This is a genomic window from Pseudomonas sp. JZ134 (assembly GCF_051027695.1).
GTDB lineage: Bacteria > Pseudomonadota > Gammaproteobacteria > Pseudomonadales > Pseudomonadaceae > Chryseomonas > Chryseomonas luteola.
This window is the reverse complement of sequence record NZ_CP069250.1, coordinates 2,667,065-2,682,995: the sequence shown is the minus strand read 5'-3', so window position 1 is coordinate 2,682,995 and position 15,931 is coordinate 2,667,065. Positions and strand designations below refer to the sequence as shown.

The window sequence follows — 15,931 nt, the reverse complement described above, 5'->3', positions numbered from 1 at the left end:
GGTTGTTGTTCTTGGGCTTCGATGGAGCGGAGTCATGCGCACAGGGATCGTTGCGTTCATTGCAGGCCTATTGGTGCTGCGCTTTCTACCCGAATTGCCTGATCGAGAGGCTCTTGTTGCCTGCTTGATAGTGGCATTCGGTCTGATGTTCCTGCCCCGTGTCTACGTGGCAGGTGCCTTCTTGATAGGCTTTGGCTGGGCCTGTCTGTCGGCTCATTGGGCGCTGGATGAGCGACTGGATGATGGTCTGGACGGAAGAATAGTCTGGCTTGAGGGAACAGTTGTAGGGCTTCCTGAATTGCGCGAAGGTTCGACGCGTTTTCTTGTGGAAGATGCGCAGAGCCGTCGAGGGGCTTTACCAAGCCGTATCCGGGTCTCCTGGTCAAATGCGCCTGCCGTACGATCAGGTGAGCAATGGCGTCTCGCTGTAGAGTTGCAAAAGCCGGGCGGGCTCCACAATCTCCGGGGAATGGATGGCGAAGCCTGGATGCTGGCTCATCGAATCGGTGCAAGCGGTGTCGTTAAGGCAGGGCAACGACTTTCCCGTCAGGCCACCTTGGATGCCTGGCGAGACGCATTAAGGCAGCGGCTATTGCATCTTGACGCCTTTCAGCGAAACGGTGGGCTGGCTGCATTGGTTCTGGGCGACAGCTCAGGCGTTTCGACTCGGGATTGGCAGCTTTTACAGGCCACAGGCACTACGCATCTGATGGTTATTTCCGGTCAGCACATTACGCTGCTTTCGGGATTTGTATTTGCGCTGATCGCCGGATTGGCGCGTCTGGGCTACTGGCCTGTCCGGATACCGTGGTTTCCTGTTGCTTGCCTGTCTGCGCTTGTATCGGCGGTAGGATACGGATTTCTGGCAGGCTTTGACGTTCCTGTAAGACGAGCCTGCGTCATGATCGCGCTGATTACACTATGGCGATTACGGTTTCGTCACCTGGGGGCATGGGTACCGGTAGGTATTGCCTTGGCGGCTGTGCTGGTGGCTGAGCCGCTGGCAAGCCTTACGGCAGGCTTTTGGTTGTCTTTTATCGCTGTAGGTCTCTTGATATGGATCTTTGGCGGCCGTTTGGGTCAATGGAATCCTTGGCGCAGTTGGGGGCGGGCCCAATGGATGATGGCAGTCGGGCTAGCGCCGGTTTTACTGGCTCTGGATCTGCCTGTCAGTCTGTCGGGGCCGATCGCTAACCTTGTTGCCGTGCCTTGGGTAGACTTTTTAGTGGTGCCAGCCGCCTTGCTGGGTACCGTGTTTCTTCTGATCATTCCTCCCCTAGGCGAGTTGCTACTGTGGTGTTCAGGCGCGACCCTTGATGGTTTATTCGCATTTCTCGGGTACGTGTCGGCACTGGTTCCTGCGTGGCAGGGAGCATGGGTGCCTGCGTGGGCTGTCGCTTTAGGCATGCTGGGTGTGTTGCTATGGCTGGCTCCCGATGGGGTGCCGGTCAGGCCTTTGGCAGTATTTCTGCTGATTCCGTTGTTCTGGCCGCCAGTGACCCGACCAGCGTCAGGACTGGCAAAGGTAACCGTGCTCGACGTCGGACAGGGGTTGTCTGTATTCATACAGACCAAAGGCCACGCCATGCTATACGACGCTGGGCCGCTTAGCGGAAGCTATGATGCTGGCGAAAGGGTGGTAGTCCCCAACCTGAAAGCTACAGGCGTCAGTCATCTAGACATGATGTTGATCAGTCATGGGGATGCAGATCATGCAGGAGGCGCCGCTGCTGTTTTCAGCGCCTTGAAGGTGGACAAGGTGGTGAGCGGGGAAGTGAAGCGGCTTCCTCCTGGCTTGCATCCGACACCCTGCGAAGATAATCAGCGCTGGGTGTGGGAGGGAGTCTTATTTACTGTCTGGCAGCCTAGCCCCTTGATGAAGGGAAACGCTGCATCGTGCGTGCTGATGGTAGAAGCAGCAGGCGAGCGCCTTTTGCTAACCGGTGATATAGACGAAAAGGCCGAGCGTCGCCTCGTTGAATCTGGGCGGGATATACGGGCTCAATGGTTATTGGCACCTCATCATGGCAGTCGAACGGCTTCGAGCGAGCGTTTCGTCAGTCTGGTAAAACCTGAATATGCCTTGATCTCGAGGGGAATTCACAACAACTTTGGCCATCCACATGCACAAGTGATCAGTCGTTATGAACGTCATGGCGTCCGGATTTACGATACAGCCTTGAACGGTGCAATATCATTTACCCTCGGTAAGCATGATTTGCCGCAAGGCGCTCGTCAGAAGCGTTATTTCTGGCAAGAAAAATAATTGGCGCTTCATGATAGAGTTGCGCACTTTTAAGGAAAGGGTTCAGGGCGTGTTCGAACTGGTCAAAGCAGGCGGCTGGATGATGCTGCCAATTATTCTGAGTTCTATTGTAGGCATGGCTATCGTAGCCGAGCGGTTATGGACACTGCGCCGTGCACGTGTCGTTCCGCCGCAACTGTTGGCTCAGGTATGGAAGTGGCTGCAAGATAATTCGCTCACAAGCGAGAAGCTTAAGGAGTTGCGCGCCAATTCGCCTTTGGGTGAGGTAATGGCTGCAGGGCTTGCCAATTCCCGTCATGGCCGTGAAGTCATGAAAGAGGCCATTGAAGAGGCTGGTAGCCGCATCGTGCATGATCTGGAGCGCTATCTGAATACCCTGGGTACGATTGCTGCCATGGCACCCTTGATGGGACTGCTAGGCACGGTGTTTGGCATGATCGAGATCTTCAGCTCTTTCATGGAAAGCGGTCTGGCCAACGCTCCGGTTCTGGCTGGCGGTATTTCCAAGGCCTTGCTGACCACGGCGGCTGGTCTGATCGTGGCTATTCCTGCCGTATTCTTCCATCGCTTCCTGCTGCGTCGTGTCGATGAACTGATTGTCTCCATGGAACAAGAGTCCATCAAGCTGGTTGAAGTCGTTCAGGGTGATCGTGAAGTAGACTTCGTCACGGAAGGTACCAAAGCGTGAAGTTTCGGCGTAGATCAGGCGGGGCAGCTAGAGACGAGGCCTACGTCAACCTGACATCACTGATCGATGTTGTATTCGTGTTGTTGCTGTTCTTTGTCGTAACCACCACCTTCAACAAGCCGAGCCAGTTGAAACTGGAGCTGCCTGAGGCGCAAAGTGCAGAACCTGCCGAAGCAGCTGCCAAGGACTTGGAAATCAGCATTTCAGCAGACGGCGTCTTTTCACTGAACGATCAAACGTTGGCTAAAGGTGATCTGACTTCGCTCATGACTGCATTGCAGCGTGAGTCGGGTGGGGATAACAGCGTGCCACTGATCATCTCTGCTGATGGCCGCACGCCTCATCAATCAGTGGTGACGGCAATGGATGCCGCTGGAAAGCTGGGCTTTTCACGAATCCGCATCACAACGGTTGAGGCTCAGGCAGACAAACAGTGAGTATTTCCTCACGGCTTCTCAGGGCTTGGTATCGTGGTCATCCGGCCCTGAATGTACTGAAACCCTTGGAGGCCCTGTATTGTCACGTTGCTCGACGAAAGCGTAGGCGCTTTCTGGAGAGCGACAAGGGTGTTTTCGTTTCACCTGTTCCTGTGCTAGTCGTGGGAAACCTCACAATAGGTGGAACGGGCAAAACTCCGATGATCCTTTGGCTCATCGAGCACTGCCGCGGTCGTGGATTGCGAGTCGGTGTGGTAAGCCGGGGCTATGGTGCAAAACCTCCACATTTTCCCTGGCGGGTAATGCCGGAGCAGCTGCCTGCGGTAACGGGTGATGAGCCTTTGCTTATTGTTCAACGGACCCGGGTTCCGCTTGTCATCGCTCCGAATCGTCCTGCTGCGGTTCAGGAGTTGCTGCGAACCGAGTCGCTGGATCTCATCCTCAGTGATGACGGTCTACAACACTATGCGCTTGCACGTGACCTTGAACTTGTCATGGTTGACGCGGCAAGGGGCTTTGGCAACAAGCGCTGTCTTCCGGCGGGGCCACTTAGAGAGCCTATTGAGCGACTGCTAAGCGTTGACGCCATTCTTTATAATGGTGGCACCAGCGATACGGAAGATGGCTACTCGGTTCAATTGAAACCAACGGCCTTGATCAATCTAGTATCAGGTGAGCGCCGGCCTCTCAATTATTTTTCTCCTGGCCAGGAGGTTCACGCACTGGCTGGGATTGGTAATCCTGATCGCTTCTTCAAGACGCTCGAAGCATTGCAGTGGCGACCCATTGCCCACCCATTCGCCGACCATGCAGTTTATACCTCTGAGCGACTACGCTTTCAGCCGGCTTTACCATTGATAATGACTGAGAAAGATGCCGTCAAATGCAGAGCCTTTGCCGCTCCTGATTGGTGGTATCTTGCGGTTGATGCTCAGCCTTCAGCAGCTTTTGTTTCGTGGCTGGACAGACGGCTAGACCTGTTACAGGCTCAATAACTTATTTACCCAACAAGGATTCCTTATGGATCTCAAGCTTCTCGACATCCTGGCTTGTCCTATTACCAAAAGTCCGCTCAAGCTAAGCGAAGACAAGACTGAGTTGATTAGCAAGGCCGCAGGGCTTGCGTATCCTATCCGGGATGGCATCCCGGTCATGCTGGAAAGCGAAGCCCGTGTCCTCAGCGTTGATGAGCGTCTGGATAAATGACTGTCTCCTATACCGTAGTCATTCCTGCGCGTTTTGCTTCGAGCCGTTTGCCCGGCAAGCCGTTGCAGGATATTGCAGGCAAGCCCATGGTTCAGCATGTATGGGAACAGGCCAGTAAGAGCGCAGCCGGTCAGGTGGTTGTGGCTACAGATCATTCCGACATCATGGCAGCCTGCGAGCGTTTCGGTGCACATGCGCTGCTGACGCGTACTGATCACGCTTCAGGTACGGACAGGCTGGCAGAGGTAGCCGAACTTATTGGCCTCCCGGACGATGCCATTATCGTGAATGTTCAGGGGGATGAGCCGCTTGTTCCGCCTGCCATTATCGATCAGGTTGCTCAGAATCTTGCCGCTCATTCCGAGGCGGGCATAGCCACATTGGCTGAGCCCATTCATGATATCGCCGCGTTATTCAACCCGAATGTTGTTAAGGTTGTCAGCGACAAGAATGGTCTGGCCTTGTCATTTAGTCGAGCGCCTATGCCTTGGGCGCGTGATGCGTTTGTCACAAGCCGCGATATCTTGCCCTCAAGCGTGCCGTACCGACGTCATATCGGTATCTATGCCTATCGAGTAGCATTTCTGAAGGACTTTGTGCGCTGGGGTGCATGCTGGCTTGAAAATGCTGAAGCCTTGGAGCAGCTACGTGCACTTTGGCATGGCGTGCGTATCCATGTAGCAGATGCCATTGAGTCACCAGAGGCCGGAGTAGATACAGCTGAAGATCTGGAGCGGGTTCGCCGAGTCTTGGGAGGCGAATAATGCGTGTTCTGTTTGTCTGCATGGGCAACATTTGCCGCTCCCCTACGGCCGAGGCCATCTTTCGCGACAAGCTTGTCAAGGCTGGCCTATTTGACCGTATTGTTGTCGACTCGGCGGGAACAGGCGACTGGCATGTCGGTAAAGCCCCCGATCCTCGCTCGATCCAGGAAGGTGCTAAGCGAGGATATGATCTTTCAGGTCTGCGGGCTCGACAGATTACGGCTGAAGATTTTCGCTCATTTGACCTTATCTTGGCGATGGACCATGAGAACATGGCCTTTTTGTCCAGGCTTCGTCCTTCCAACGCTTCAGCTGAAGTGGATCTTTTGCTTCGCCGTTATGGTCTTGAGCAGGATGAAGTGCCGGATCCCTATTTTGGCGGAGTTGCTGGCTTCAAGCATGTTATTGACTTGCTTGAAAAGGCATGTGAAGCGCTTGTGCATGAGGTAAGGGGGCCACTTGAGCCTTACTGTACGTGAGTGGGTTTGTCTTAAACCTTTTAATACATTTGGTTTCGATGTGCGGGCACGCTTCTATGCAGAGGCTTACACGGATAATGATGTTCGTGAGGCTATGGCGTTTGCCGACAAGCAGGATGTGCCGCTCTATATCTTGGGCGGAGGCAGCAATCTGGTGCTTACGGAAGATGTTCAGGCTCTGGTGCTGCACATGCGTAGTCAGGGGATCCGACTTCTTGAGGAGGGCTCCTCAGGCCGTGTGATCGTTGAGGCTGAGGCAGGCGAGTCATGGCATGGGCTAGTCGAGACTTCATTGAGTATGGGGCTGAGCGGGCTGGAGAACCTGAGTCTCATACCGGGTACTGTGGGCGCCTCTCCCATGCAGAATATCGGTGCCTATGGTGTTGAGCTAAAGGATGTGTTTCATGGCTTAACGGCATTGGATCGCAAAACTGGCCAGACTTGCGAGTTTACCCTTGAAGAGTGCTGTTTTGGGTATCGAGAAAGCCGATTCAAGCAGGAGCCTGGCCGTTGGGTCATATTGCGGGTTCGTTTCAATCTAAATCGACACGGTACTTTGCGTCTGGATTACGGTCCTGTTCGCCAGCGCTTGGTGGAACAGGGCGTTGATGATCCGTCTCCCCAGGCAGTAAGCAAGGCCATTATTAGTATTCGACGGGAAAAACTGCCTGACCCTGCCATGTTGGGCAATGCGGGCAGTTTCTTCAAAAATCCTGTGGTTTCAAATCAATTGGCTACAAGACTTAAGGAGTGCTATAGCGATCTGGTCGTTTACCCAGTCACGGATGACCAGGTAAAGCTTGCAGCGGGTTGGTTAATTGATAAGGCTGGCTGGAAGGGCTTTCGGGAAGGGGACGCAGGCGTTCATGCGCAGCAGGCGCTTGTCCTGGTTAATTACGGTACAGCGTCGGGTAAGGATATTCTTGATCTTGCTCAGCAAATTCGCACTGATATCGAGAGTCGGTTTTCTGTCCTGTTGGAGATGGAGCCCGGAGCGCTGAATTAGCGGTAACGGCATAATAAAAAGGGATGCATATGCATCCCTTTTTATTTGTTGAGGTATCAGGGCTGCGGTTTAGGCGCCTGCTTTTCCTCTTCGCTTTCAGATGGCTTTTGCTCTTCCACAGCATCCTGCTGAGGTTGTTGCTGCTCTACTGTTGGCTTTGGCAGGGCAAGCTCTGCAGGAATTTCGGCAGACTCAACCCTTTGTGCTGGCAGTTGATTCAAGCTTTCCGAGCTTGGCATAACAATCTCGGCCGTCATGGCAGGCTGGCTTTCTTTCGAGGGCTCATCCAGTGGTTTTTCCACATGTACATTCTCCAAGCGCTCTTGTGCCTGAGTAATGCCAGAGGGGAGGGCGGCTTCAACAACGGGTTCTGAGTCGGCAGCCAGGACCGGAGAGGCGTGCTCTACAGGCGCTGGGGTTTCAGTTGGCAAGGAAGCTGCCGGAGGAGTAGTCAGGCTGACAGATGTTGCGGCCTGTGCTGCTGCAGCTTCCTCCTGTTCACGCGCCAAGCGCTCAGCCTCACGCTGACGGCGGCGACGCTCACGGGGATCGTTAGGCGCACGTCCAACGGCCGGTGGGGTTAACTTAGGCTGTGCTCCAATGTCAGGCGTGTCTTCGCTTGCCTGAACGAGGGGCTGAGCCTCGGAAGAGACCTCCACGGGGGATGCGGCTTTCTCTTTCTGCACAGGCGCCGTTTCATTGACTGCCTGGGTAGGCTCCTCGGCTTGAGGAGCTTCAACCCCTACTACCGCTACCGTCTGATGAGTTTTCAAAGTAGTCTCGTGCGAGACTACCGCAACGACAGGCTGCTCTTCAGTGTGGTTAGGTGCAGAAACATCCTGGGCAACGATTGCTTCTGCTTCCGCCTGGGTCTGATTTTCCTGTTTGGGCCCGTTTCTTTCCGTTACGGTTGTGGCTTCAGCTGCTTGGGCATTGACCACTTCGGCAACCACAGCGGCGTTGGCAAGAGATTCAGTGTTGGATTCTCCCGTCAAGGCAACAGATTCGTTGTCGTTTGACTCGCCATGAGTGTCACGCTGACGTTCACGGCGATTGCTGCGACGACGCTGGCCGCGGGAGCGACGGCGTGGACGCTCATCGCTGTCTTGATCATCATTCTGATCGTTCAGCTCTTCGTCGTTCAGTTGCTCGGCGTCAACTGTTGCATCCTGACGTGTTTCGGCCTCTTCTCTGGTCTGACGGCGTTCGGCGCGGGAAGGACGTTCGCTGCGGCTGGGTTGTTCCTCGCGGGCAGGGCGCTCGTCCTTGTTTGCACGCTCTTCACGGGCAGGACGCTCTTCGCGTGGTTGGCGTTCCTCACGGGCGGGACGCTCTTCGCGTGGCTGACGTTCCTCGCGGGCAGGGCGTTCTTCACGGCTCTGACGCTCTGCTCGTGGCTGACGCTCTTCACGTGGTTGGCGTTCTTCACGGGTAGGACGTTCTTCTCGAGCGGCCTGACGCTCTTCGCGTGGAGGGCGCTCGGTACGCGGTTGGCGCTCTTCACGGGTCGGACGCTCTTCGCGATTGTCACGGGCCTGCGACTGACGTTCTTCGCGAGGCTTGCGTTCTTCATCGCGACGGTTGTCACGGCGACGATTCTGCTGACGACCATTGCGGCGCTCATCAGTACGACGTGCTTCGCCATTGGGCTGGGCAGTTTCGGCTACAGCGGCAGGTTCTTCCGTCTTGCCAGCAAACAGACTGACCAGGGAGCGCACTAAGCCCTTAAAGAGGCTTGGCTCCGGCTGATGAGCAGGTTTGCTGGGTGCTTCGACCTGAGGTGCCGGAGTGCGCTCGGGTGCGACCTTGACTGCAGCTTCTTGGCGAACAAGGGTTCGTGTAGCGCTTGCGGGCTGGATCTCTTCGGCCTCGCTGTGAGTCATTTCATAGCTGGACTGGCCGTTCAGAAGATCCGGGTTGTCATCACGCAGGCGTATCACTTCGAAATGCGGGGTTTCGATGTGATCATCCGGTAGGATGATGATGCGAACCCGTGTACGTAGTTCAATTTTGGTGATGCTGTTGCGCTTTTCATTCAATAGGAACGAGGCGACCTGTAAGGGTACGCGTGCTCGAACCTCTGCTGTCCGATCCTTGAGTGCTTCCTCTTCAATCAGACGCAGAATGGCAAGCGACAAGGACTCGACATCTCGGATAATGCCCTGACCGTTACAACGTGGGCAGACGATGCCGCTCGTCTCGCGTAAAGAGGGGCGTAGCCGCTGGCGGGACATCTCTAGAAGGCCAAATCGAGAAATGCGACCGATCTGTACTCGAGCACGATCAGCCTCAAGCGCTTCCCGCATGCGATCCTCAACGGCGCGCTGGTTTTTCACCGGTGTCATGTCGATGAAATCAATAACGATCAAGCCGCCGATATCCCGTAAACGCAACTGGCGAGCGATTTCCTCGGCCGCTTCTAGGTTCGTTTGCAGGGCTGTCTCTTCAATATCGCCACCTTTGGTAGCGCGTGCAGAGTTGATATCGATCGAAACAAGCGCTTCAGTAGGGTCGATAACAATCGAGCCGCCAGAGGGCAGCTTTACTTCACGTTGAAAGGCAGTTTCGATCTGACTTTCGATCTGGAATCGATTGAACAGCGGTACGCTGTCCTGATAGAGCTTGATCTTGCTCTGGTACTGAGGCATGACCTGACGAATGAAGCTTAGTGCTTCTTCCTGAGCCTCTACGCTATCAATAAGCACTTCGCCGATATCCTGGCGAAGATAATCACGAATGGCTCGAATGATGACGTTGCTTTCCTGATAGATCAGGAAAGGCGCACTACGCTCGACAGAGGCTTCCTTGATAGCGGACCAGAGCTGCAGTAGGTAGTCCAGATCCCACTGCAGCTCTTCGGTGCTGCGGCCAAGGCCTGCTGTGCGGACAATCAGTCCCATGTCGGCTGGGGCATCCAGTCCATTCAGGGCTTCGCGCAGCTCGTTGCGCTCTTCACCCTCGATACGGCGGGAAATGCCACCTGCACGTGGGTTGTTTGGCATCAGAACCAGATAGCGACCAGCCAGGCTGATAAAGGTAGTTAACGCAGCGCCCTTGTTGCCACGCTCTTCTTTTTCAACCTGAACAATGACTTCCTGCCCTTCGGACAGAACTTCCTTGATGTTGATGCGACCTTCTGGCGCTTTCTTGAAGTATTCGCGAGAGATTTCTTTGAGAGGGAGAAAGCCGTGACGCTCTGAACCGAAGTCGACAAATGCGGCCTCGAGGCTGGGCTCGATACGAGTGATGCGGCCTTTATAGATATTGGCCTTTTTCTGTTCACGAGCCCCTGACTCGATATCCAGATCAAATAGTTTTTGGCCATCTACTAACGCAACACGTAGCTCTTCAGGCTGCGTGGCATTGATGAGCATTCTTTTCATGTAATACCGTCGGTTTCCGGGCTACCGGAAACGGCGTTCGGCACACACGACTCGCCGAGGGTCGGTGCTTGGGGTCGTATCAAAGGCGGAGCCATCCGCCTTCGTGTCCAGCAGTACTCGGTTGTATGCCGAGCCGCGACTACGTCTCCTGCTTGCTGTCGTAACAGCAGCAACGTCAAACAGTCAGGAGGAGGAATAAGCTGTCAAAAGCGGACGAATAAGCGTCTAAGCCAGGCATTACCGGCTACACAGTTCAACAGCGGTACATCTCCACCCTTCACGTATCCTTCAGGAATCCTGGTGCCGCTCGCAGAATCCGGAGCGGTTGTTTTTTGTACTCACCTTCAACAGTGGGCACGGTGTTTTTATAAGGCTTTTGTTTTAAGTGGCACGTGTACTGCTTATAGCCATACGAACCACTCGAAGGACGGCCTGACGTCCACTGAACATGTTTATGACAGGGAGCTTATTTACAATCGCTGTGTCATGCCAGGGTTATTGGCTTCCGGGACTATAACAGCAACCATTAAGTGCTTCAATTAAGTGGAAATTGCTATTATGTAGCAATGACTAATCCTACTTCTTCCAACAATGGTGTACAGCTCTTCGAAGTTTCTTCAGAGCTGGCTGGCCAGCGTATCGATAACTATCTGCGTACTTTGCTCAAAGGTGCGCCGAAAACCTTCATTTATAGAATACTTCGCAAGGGTGAAGTACGTGTTAATAAGGGGCGTATAAAGCCGGATTATCGGTTGCAAGCCGGCGATATCATTCGTGTCCCTCCTATGCGTTTGCCTGAAAAAGATGGACCTGCACCTGTCTCCCAGGCGCTTGCCGAGTTGATGGAGGCTGCGATTGTCTATGAAGACAAGACACTGATCGTTATCAATAAGCCTGCAGGTATTGCCGTTCACGGAGGGAGTGGTGTCAGCCTAGGCGTTATAGAGGTCTTTCGTCAGATTCGTCCAGATGCCAAAGACCTTGAGCTGGTTCATCGCCTGGATCGGGATACCTCGGGTCTGCTCATGATTGCCAAGAGGCGCAGCATGCTGCGTCATTTGCATGAGGCCTTGCGTGGAGATGGAGTCGACAAACGCTACCATGCGCTGGTTCGTGGTCACTGGCCTGCAGCAAAAAAACAGATTCGAGCGCCTTTGATGAAAAATAACTTGCGTTCCGGTGAGCGGATGGTTGAAGTCAATTTAGAGGGTAAGGACGCTCTCACGGAATTTCGAGTGCTCAGACGCTACGGTGATTTCGCTACTCTAGTAGAGGCAAAGCCGGTCACAGGACGTACTCACCAGATTCGTGTTCATGCCAAGCACGCAGGTCATTCCATTGCAGGGGATCCTAAGTACGGTGATGAGGCGTTTTCCAGGGAGATTCGGGATTTGGGCGGGAAGCGGCTGTTTCTTCATGCTGCCAGTCTTAATGTACCGCTCCCCGATGGGGAAACATTGCAACTGACTGCTCCTGTTGATGAGACCTGGGCGGCTACATTGAGTCGATTGGATGCCTAATTACGACTTGCTGGTATTTGACTGGGACGGGACGCTCTCTGACTCGGTTGGTCGCATCGTGGACGTTATGCAGGCAGCTGCCGCCGACCTTCGGCTCCCCGTTCGAAGCGATCGATCGATTAAGTCCATTATCGGGCTGGGCTTGCCAGAGGCCATCCAGACGCTTTACCCGGAGATGACGCCAGGAGCTGTGGAGCGTTTTCGTCAGTGTTATAGCGATCATTTCGTTATGCGTGAGCAAGAGCCTTCTCCGTTTTTCGAGGGTGTGGCTGAAGGCTTGGCAGCGTTTCGGCGCAAAGGCTATCGTTTGGCTGTTGCTACCGGTAAAAGCCGAAGAGGGCTGGATAGGGTGCTTGCAGCCAAGGGGCTGGCTGACTTCTTTGACGTAACGCGTTGCGCTGATGAAACGGCCAGCAAGCCGGATCCGTTAATGCTTAACGAGATCTTGGCGCATTGTCAGGTGCATCCGTCAAAGGCGCTGATGATCGGGGATGCACCATTCGACCTTGAAATGGCTCGCAGAGCGCAAATGGCCTCGGTTGCAGTCAGTTACGGTGCTCAGCCAGTTGAGGTGCTGCGTAATTACGAGCCAACGCTTGTGGTTGATCGTTTTGAGGAGTTGCGTGTCTGGTTGGATGCGTAACGATTAATTGAACCAAGCAGGACTACCAATGGCAGATGATTGGAAAGCGTCGGATCGCCCGGCGGATGAAAAAAGCTGGAAGCTCATCGAAAAGGCGATGCTGGCCAGCGTGCATGAGCAAAGAAGGGCACGTCGTTGGGGAATCTTTTTTAAATTCCTAACGTTTACTTATCTTTTTATCATGCTGGCGCTCTTTGTTCCTTTTTCCGGGCTCAAGGGAGAAGCCTCGCGTGAGGGTTCCCATACGGCGCTTATTGAGGTGAAGGGAACCATTGCGGCTGATGAGAAGGCGAGTGCCGACAATATTGTTGGAGCACTGCGCGATGCCTTTAAAGACGAAGGTACCAAAGCCGTTATCCTTCGTATCAATAGCCCAGGAGGCAGTCCTGTGCAGTCAGGTTATGTCTATGACGAGATCAAGCGTCTGCGTGGATTGCATCCTGACATCAAGCTTTATGCCGTGATTTCTGATCTGGGAGCTTCGGGCGCCTATTACATCGCCAGTGCTGCCGATGCCATCTATGCTGACAAGGCCAGTCTTGTGGGCTCAATCGGCGTAACGGCAGCATCCTTTGGCTTTGTCGGAACCATGGATAAGCTAGGCGTTGAGCGTCGCGTTTACACATCCGGTGAGCACAAGGCCTTTTTGGACCCCTTCCAGCCTGCTAAAGAAGAGGAGACCCGCTTCTGGCAACAGGTGCTCGATACTACACATCAGCAGTTTATCGATAGCGTGAAAAAGGGGCGTGGTGATCGCTTGAAGGTCGAGGGTCATCCTGAGTTGTTTTCCGGGCTCGTATGGTCTGGAGAGCAAGCGCTTGGGCTGGGGCTAATCGATGGCCTGGGCAGTGCCAGCTTTGTGGCTCGGGAGGTGGTTGGTGAAGAAAAGATTGTGGATTACACCGTTCAGGAGAGCCCATTCGACCGCTTTGCCAAGCGCCTGGGGACCAGTGTGGCGGAGCGCCTGGCATTGCTGGTGGGGTGGCAGGGACCTGTGTTGCGATAAGTTGAGAGGCTGATGCTAGGGTACTACCACGCCCTCATTGAGTAGGAGATCGGTCAGCCGAATAAGCGGCAGGCCGATCAAGCTGGTCACGTCCTCTCCTTCGGTAGAGCGAAAAAGGGTAATTCCCAGTCCCTCGACTTTAAAACTTCCAGCGCAGTCATAGGGTTGTTCAATATTGAGGTAACGCTCGATTTGATCGCTTTCCAGCGTACGGAAATGAACGGTAAACGGTACGCAATCCAGCTGGCAGGTTCCGGTTTGAGTATTGAGCAGCGCGAGCCCGGTCATGAACGTCACGCTTTTTCCGCTGGCATTCGACAGTTGCTTATGGGCGCGCTCGTATGTCAGAGACTTGCCAAGTATCTGGCCGTCAAGCGAGGCGGTTTGATCGGAGCCAATAATAAGATGGTTGGGGTAATTAGGCGCCAGCGCGCGGGCCTTGGCTTCAGCCAGTCGCATAGCCAAATGACGAGCGCTTTCGCCTGGATGAGAGCTTTCGTCTATATTAGGTGAAGCGTATGTAAAGTTTAGTTTCAGGCGAGCCAGCAGTTCGCGTCGATAGGGTGAGCTTGAAGCGAGCAGTAACGGAAGCATTATAATGAGTCTCTGTGAACGCAGAATCGTCGGTCTAACCGACCAAAAGTCAGCAAAGGATACTATCCTTTGCCTAATTTCCTTTGACAGGCCTGAGGTCGTCTCTATAATGGCGCGCTTATGTTGAATGGGCCACTTCCACCTCACGTAGATCCACGCAAACTGGCTGATCGCGGTGTCACGCTTCGGGGTGAACTGCCGGTATCTAGTTTGCCACGTCTTTGCGAGCAGCTGTCGAGCACTGAGGGAACGGTGAAGGCCGTCCTCGAGTTCTTCCGTGATGAGCAAAGGCTTGTCGTCATTCATGGCGCACTGGATACTGAAGTGCAAATGGTATGTCAGCGATGCCTGGAGCCGGGCGCGTTTCCTGTACACGGCGAGTACGATTACGCAGTGCTATGGGAAGGGCAGTCGGCGGATGCGTTGCCAAAAGGTTATGACGCACTGGAAGTCGGTGAAGAGCCTTTGGATCTGATTGGTTTGATTGAGGATGAGCTTTTGCTTGCCTTGCCAATCATTCCAACTCATGAGCCCGGCATCTGCCATCATCCAGCAGGATTCGAAGCGCCTGAAGCGCCCGAAGAAAGCGCGGACGAGGAAAAGCGAGCCAACCCGTTCAGCGTACTGGCGCAGTTGAAGCGTGACCCAAACGTTTAGGAGTTAATGAGTTATGGCTGTTCAGCAGAACAAAAAATCCCGTTCCGCCCGTGATATGCGTCGCTCCCACGATGCGCTCGAGCCGAATGCATTGTCTGTAGAAAAGAGCACTGGTGAAGTTCACCTGCGTCACCATGTGTCTCCGGACGGTTTTTACCGTGGTCGTAAAGTGATCGACAAGGGTTCCGACGAGTAATCCTTGTCGTCACCTGTCATCGCTATCGATGCAATGGGCGGGGACTTCGGTCCCCGCTGCATTGTGCCTGCCTGTATTTCCTTCCTCGCTAGTCATCCTGCCGTTACGTTGATCCTTGTTGGTGATCCTGATGTCATCCAAGGCCATGTCGGTCAGTTCTCATTTGATGATTCTCGTCTGCGTATCCATGTAGCCACTCAGGCCGTTGATATGGCGGAAAAGCCTTCCTATGCCCTTCGTAACAAGCCTGACTCTTCCATGAAGGTTGCGCTGGGGCTGGTTGCCAGTGGCGAGGCTGACGCATGCGTTAGTGCAGGTAATACTGGCGCCCTGATGGCCTTTGCTCGACAGACGCTGGATACGCTTCCTTGGATAGAGAGGCCGGCCATCTATACCCATCTGCCTGTGATGGGTCGTCAATGTGTATTGGTGGATCTTGGCGCTAATCTGGACTGTTCCGCTCTCAATCTTTACCAGTTTGCATGCCTGGGGGCCGCTGCTGCTAAAGCAACAGGGATACATGAACCTCGAGTCGCTCTTTTGAATGTAGGTGTTGAGCCGACCAAGGGTAATAGTGTCGTCCAGCAAGCATCAATTCTGCTGGAGAAGTGCAGGCGCCTTAACTATGTCGGCTTCATCGAGGCGAACGCAGTGTTCCGGTCTGAAGCGGATGTGGTGGTGTGTGACGGATTTGTTGGCAATGTCCTGCTTAAAGGAAGCGAGGGGCTTATTTCCATGCTTTTCAAGCAGTTGGAAGGGGCGCCTGTTTTTCTAAGGCTCCTGGCTGCTCCCCTGTTATATCGTCTGCGAAAAGAGATGATGCCTGCCCGCCATAACGGTGCCGGTTTTCTCGGGTTGCGTGGACTGGTTATTAAAAGTCATGGCAGTGCTGATGAGTTCGGCTTTCAGCGTGCGATAGAGCAAGCGGTGCAGGCAGTAGAACTTCGCCTGGATGCCTTGATAAAGGCGAATTTTCTGGACCTTTATGAGGATTCAGTGCCTAAGTGTGACTGACCTCGGTTGCCTGACATCAAACCAAGAACCTGCTGCGGCATGCTGTTAGGCTGTGGCTTTTGATGAGACTAA

General features: G+C 54.1%; 16 protein-coding genes. 14 read left to right on the top strand and 2 right to left on the bottom strand.

Annotated elements, in window-relative coordinates:
- The first annotated feature begins 34 nt into the window (after positions 1 to 34).
- Genes JQR86_RS12510 through murB form a run of 8 tightly spaced genes read left to right on the top strand, consistent with a single transcriptional unit; the run spans position 35 to position 6,846 of the window.
- Positions 35 to 2,266: a DNA internalization-related competence protein ComEC/Rec2 gene (locus JQR86_RS12510; protein WP_407363103.1), complete on the top strand. Its 2,232-nt coding sequence runs from the start codon at positions 35 to 37 to the stop codon at positions 2,264 to 2,266.
- Positions 2,267 to 2,315: 49 nt separating this feature from the next.
- A complete protein-coding gene (locus JQR86_RS12505) occupies positions 2,316 to 2,954 on the top strand; it encodes a MotA/TolQ/ExbB proton channel family protein (protein WP_019365918.1) in 639 nt (212 codons plus the stop codon).
- Positions 2,951 to 3,391, top strand: a complete 441-nt coding sequence (locus JQR86_RS12500; RefSeq protein ID WP_010797717.1) for an ExbD/TolR family protein — start codon at positions 2,951 to 2,953, stop codon at positions 3,389 to 3,391. The genes JQR86_RS12505 and JQR86_RS12500 overlap by 4 nt, the downstream gene beginning before the upstream one ends.
- The gene (gene lpxK, locus JQR86_RS12495) at positions 3,388 to 4,386 is read left to right on the top strand and encodes a tetraacyldisaccharide 4'-kinase (protein WP_010797718.1); all 999 of its coding nucleotides are present in this window, start codon (positions 3,388 to 3,390) and stop codon (positions 4,384 to 4,386) included. The genes JQR86_RS12500 and lpxK overlap by 4 nt, the downstream gene beginning before the upstream one ends.
- 25 nt (positions 4,387 to 4,411) lie before the next feature.
- Positions 4,412 to 4,597: a Trm112 family protein gene (locus JQR86_RS12490; protein ID WP_010797719.1), complete on the top strand. Its 186-nt coding sequence runs from the start codon at positions 4,412 to 4,414 to the stop codon at positions 4,595 to 4,597.
- The gene (kdsB, locus tag JQR86_RS12485; protein ID WP_407363104.1) at positions 4,594 to 5,361 is read left to right on the top strand and encodes a 3-deoxy-manno-octulosonate cytidylyltransferase; all 768 of its coding nucleotides are present in this window, start codon (positions 4,594 to 4,596) and stop codon (positions 5,359 to 5,361) included. Before JQR86_RS12490 ends, kdsB begins: the two co-directional genes overlap by 4 nt.
- Entirely contained in the window at positions 5,361 to 5,840 is a 480-nt protein-coding gene (locus tag JQR86_RS12480; protein ID WP_010797721.1) for a low molecular weight protein-tyrosine-phosphatase, read from the top strand. The genes kdsB and JQR86_RS12480 overlap by 1 nt, the downstream gene beginning before the upstream one ends.
- A complete protein-coding gene (gene murB / locus JQR86_RS12475; protein WP_219652998.1) occupies positions 5,821 to 6,846 on the top strand; it encodes a UDP-N-acetylmuramate dehydrogenase in 1,026 nt (341 codons plus the stop codon). The genes JQR86_RS12480 and murB overlap by 20 nt, the downstream gene beginning before the upstream one ends.
- A 56-nt stretch (positions 6,847 to 6,902) precedes the next feature.
- Here murB and rne read toward each other — a convergent pair whose 3' ends face one another.
- Positions 6,903 to 10,229, bottom strand: a complete 3,327-nt coding sequence (gene rne, locus JQR86_RS12470) for a ribonuclease E (protein ID WP_434153651.1) — start codon at positions 10,227 to 10,229, stop codon at positions 6,903 to 6,905.
- 566 nt (positions 10,230 to 10,795) lie between these two features.
- Between rne and rluC the strand changes: the two genes are divergently transcribed.
- From rluC to JQR86_RS12455, 3 genes are read left to right on the top strand one after another with little or no spacing between them, the layout of a single operon-like run.
- On the top strand, positions 10,796 to 11,749 hold the full coding sequence (gene rluC, locus JQR86_RS12465) for a 23S rRNA pseudouridine(955/2504/2580) synthase RluC (protein WP_312271395.1): 954 nt from the start codon (positions 10,796 to 10,798) through the stop codon (positions 11,747 to 11,749).
- Positions 11,742 to 12,392 carry an HAD-IA family hydrolase gene (locus tag JQR86_RS12460; protein WP_010797725.1) on the top strand — a complete coding sequence of 217 codons (651 nt, stop codon included), beginning with the start codon at positions 11,742 to 11,744 and terminating at the stop codon, positions 12,390 to 12,392. Before rluC ends, JQR86_RS12460 begins: the two co-directional genes overlap by 8 nt.
- A gap of 28 nt (positions 12,393 to 12,420) precedes the next feature.
- Positions 12,421 to 13,398, top strand: a complete 978-nt coding sequence (locus JQR86_RS12455; RefSeq protein WP_010797726.1) for a S49 family peptidase — start codon at positions 12,421 to 12,423, stop codon at positions 13,396 to 13,398.
- 15 nt (positions 13,399 to 13,413) lie between these two features.
- Here the strand turns inward: JQR86_RS12455 and JQR86_RS12450 are convergent, their stop codons facing one another.
- Complete coding sequence (locus JQR86_RS12450; protein ID WP_010797727.1) at positions 13,414 to 13,992, bottom strand: Maf family protein; 579 nt, start codon at positions 13,990 to 13,992, stop codon at positions 13,414 to 13,416.
- A 120-nt stretch (positions 13,993 to 14,112) separates the two neighbouring features.
- Here JQR86_RS12450 and JQR86_RS12445 point away from each other — a divergent pair, with 120 nt between their 5' ends.
- From JQR86_RS12445 to plsX, 3 genes are read left to right on the top strand one after another with little or no spacing between them, the layout of a single operon-like run.
- Positions 14,113 to 14,649 (top strand): YceD family protein, encoded by a 537-nt coding sequence (locus tag JQR86_RS12445; RefSeq protein WP_010797728.1) that lies wholly within the window; start codon positions 14,113 to 14,115, stop codon positions 14,647 to 14,649.
- Positions 14,650 to 14,662: 13 nt separating this feature from the next.
- Positions 14,663 to 14,845 carry a 50S ribosomal protein L32 gene (gene rpmF / locus JQR86_RS12440; RefSeq protein WP_010797729.1) on the top strand — a complete coding sequence of 61 codons (183 nt, stop codon included), beginning with the start codon at positions 14,663 to 14,665 and terminating at the stop codon, positions 14,843 to 14,845.
- Positions 14,846 to 14,848: 3 nt separating this feature from the next.
- A complete protein-coding gene (gene plsX / locus JQR86_RS12435; protein WP_150347729.1) occupies positions 14,849 to 15,859 on the top strand; it encodes a phosphate acyltransferase PlsX in 1,011 nt (336 codons plus the stop codon).
- The last annotated feature ends 72 nt before the right edge of the window (positions 15,860 to 15,931 follow it).

Coding starts and splice junctions, on each gene's coding strand:
- JQR86_RS12510 (WP_407363103.1), top strand. CDS start 35: ATGCGCACAGGGATCGTTGCGTTCATTGCAGGCCTATTGGTGCTGCGC.
- JQR86_RS12490 (WP_010797719.1), top strand. CDS start 4,412: ATGGATCTCAAGCTTCTCGACATCCTGGCTTGTCCTATTACCAAAAGT.
- kdsB (WP_407363104.1), top strand. CDS start 4,594: ATGACTGTCTCCTATACCGTAGTCATTCCTGCGCGTTTTGCTTCGAGC.
- JQR86_RS12480 (WP_010797721.1), top strand. CDS start 5,361: ATGCGTGTTCTGTTTGTCTGCATGGGCAACATTTGCCGCTCCCCTACG.
- rne (WP_434153651.1), bottom strand. CDS start 10,229: ATGAAAAGAATGCTCATCAATGCCACGCAGCCTGAAGAGCTACGTGTT.
- rluC (WP_312271395.1), top strand. CDS start 10,796: ATGACTAATCCTACTTCTTCCAACAATGGTGTACAGCTCTTCGAAGTT.
- JQR86_RS12460 (WP_010797725.1), top strand. CDS start 11,742: ATGCCTAATTACGACTTGCTGGTATTTGACTGGGACGGGACGCTCTCT.
- JQR86_RS12455 (WP_010797726.1), top strand. CDS start 12,421: ATGGCAGATGATTGGAAAGCGTCGGATCGCCCGGCGGATGAAAAAAGC.
- JQR86_RS12450 (WP_010797727.1), bottom strand. CDS start 13,992: ATGCTTCCGTTACTGCTCGCTTCAAGCTCACCCTATCGACGCGAACTG.
- JQR86_RS12445 (WP_010797728.1), top strand. CDS start 14,113: ATGTTGAATGGGCCACTTCCACCTCACGTAGATCCACGCAAACTGGCT.
- rpmF (WP_010797729.1), top strand. CDS start 14,663: ATGGCTGTTCAGCAGAACAAAAAATCCCGTTCCGCCCGTGATATGCGT.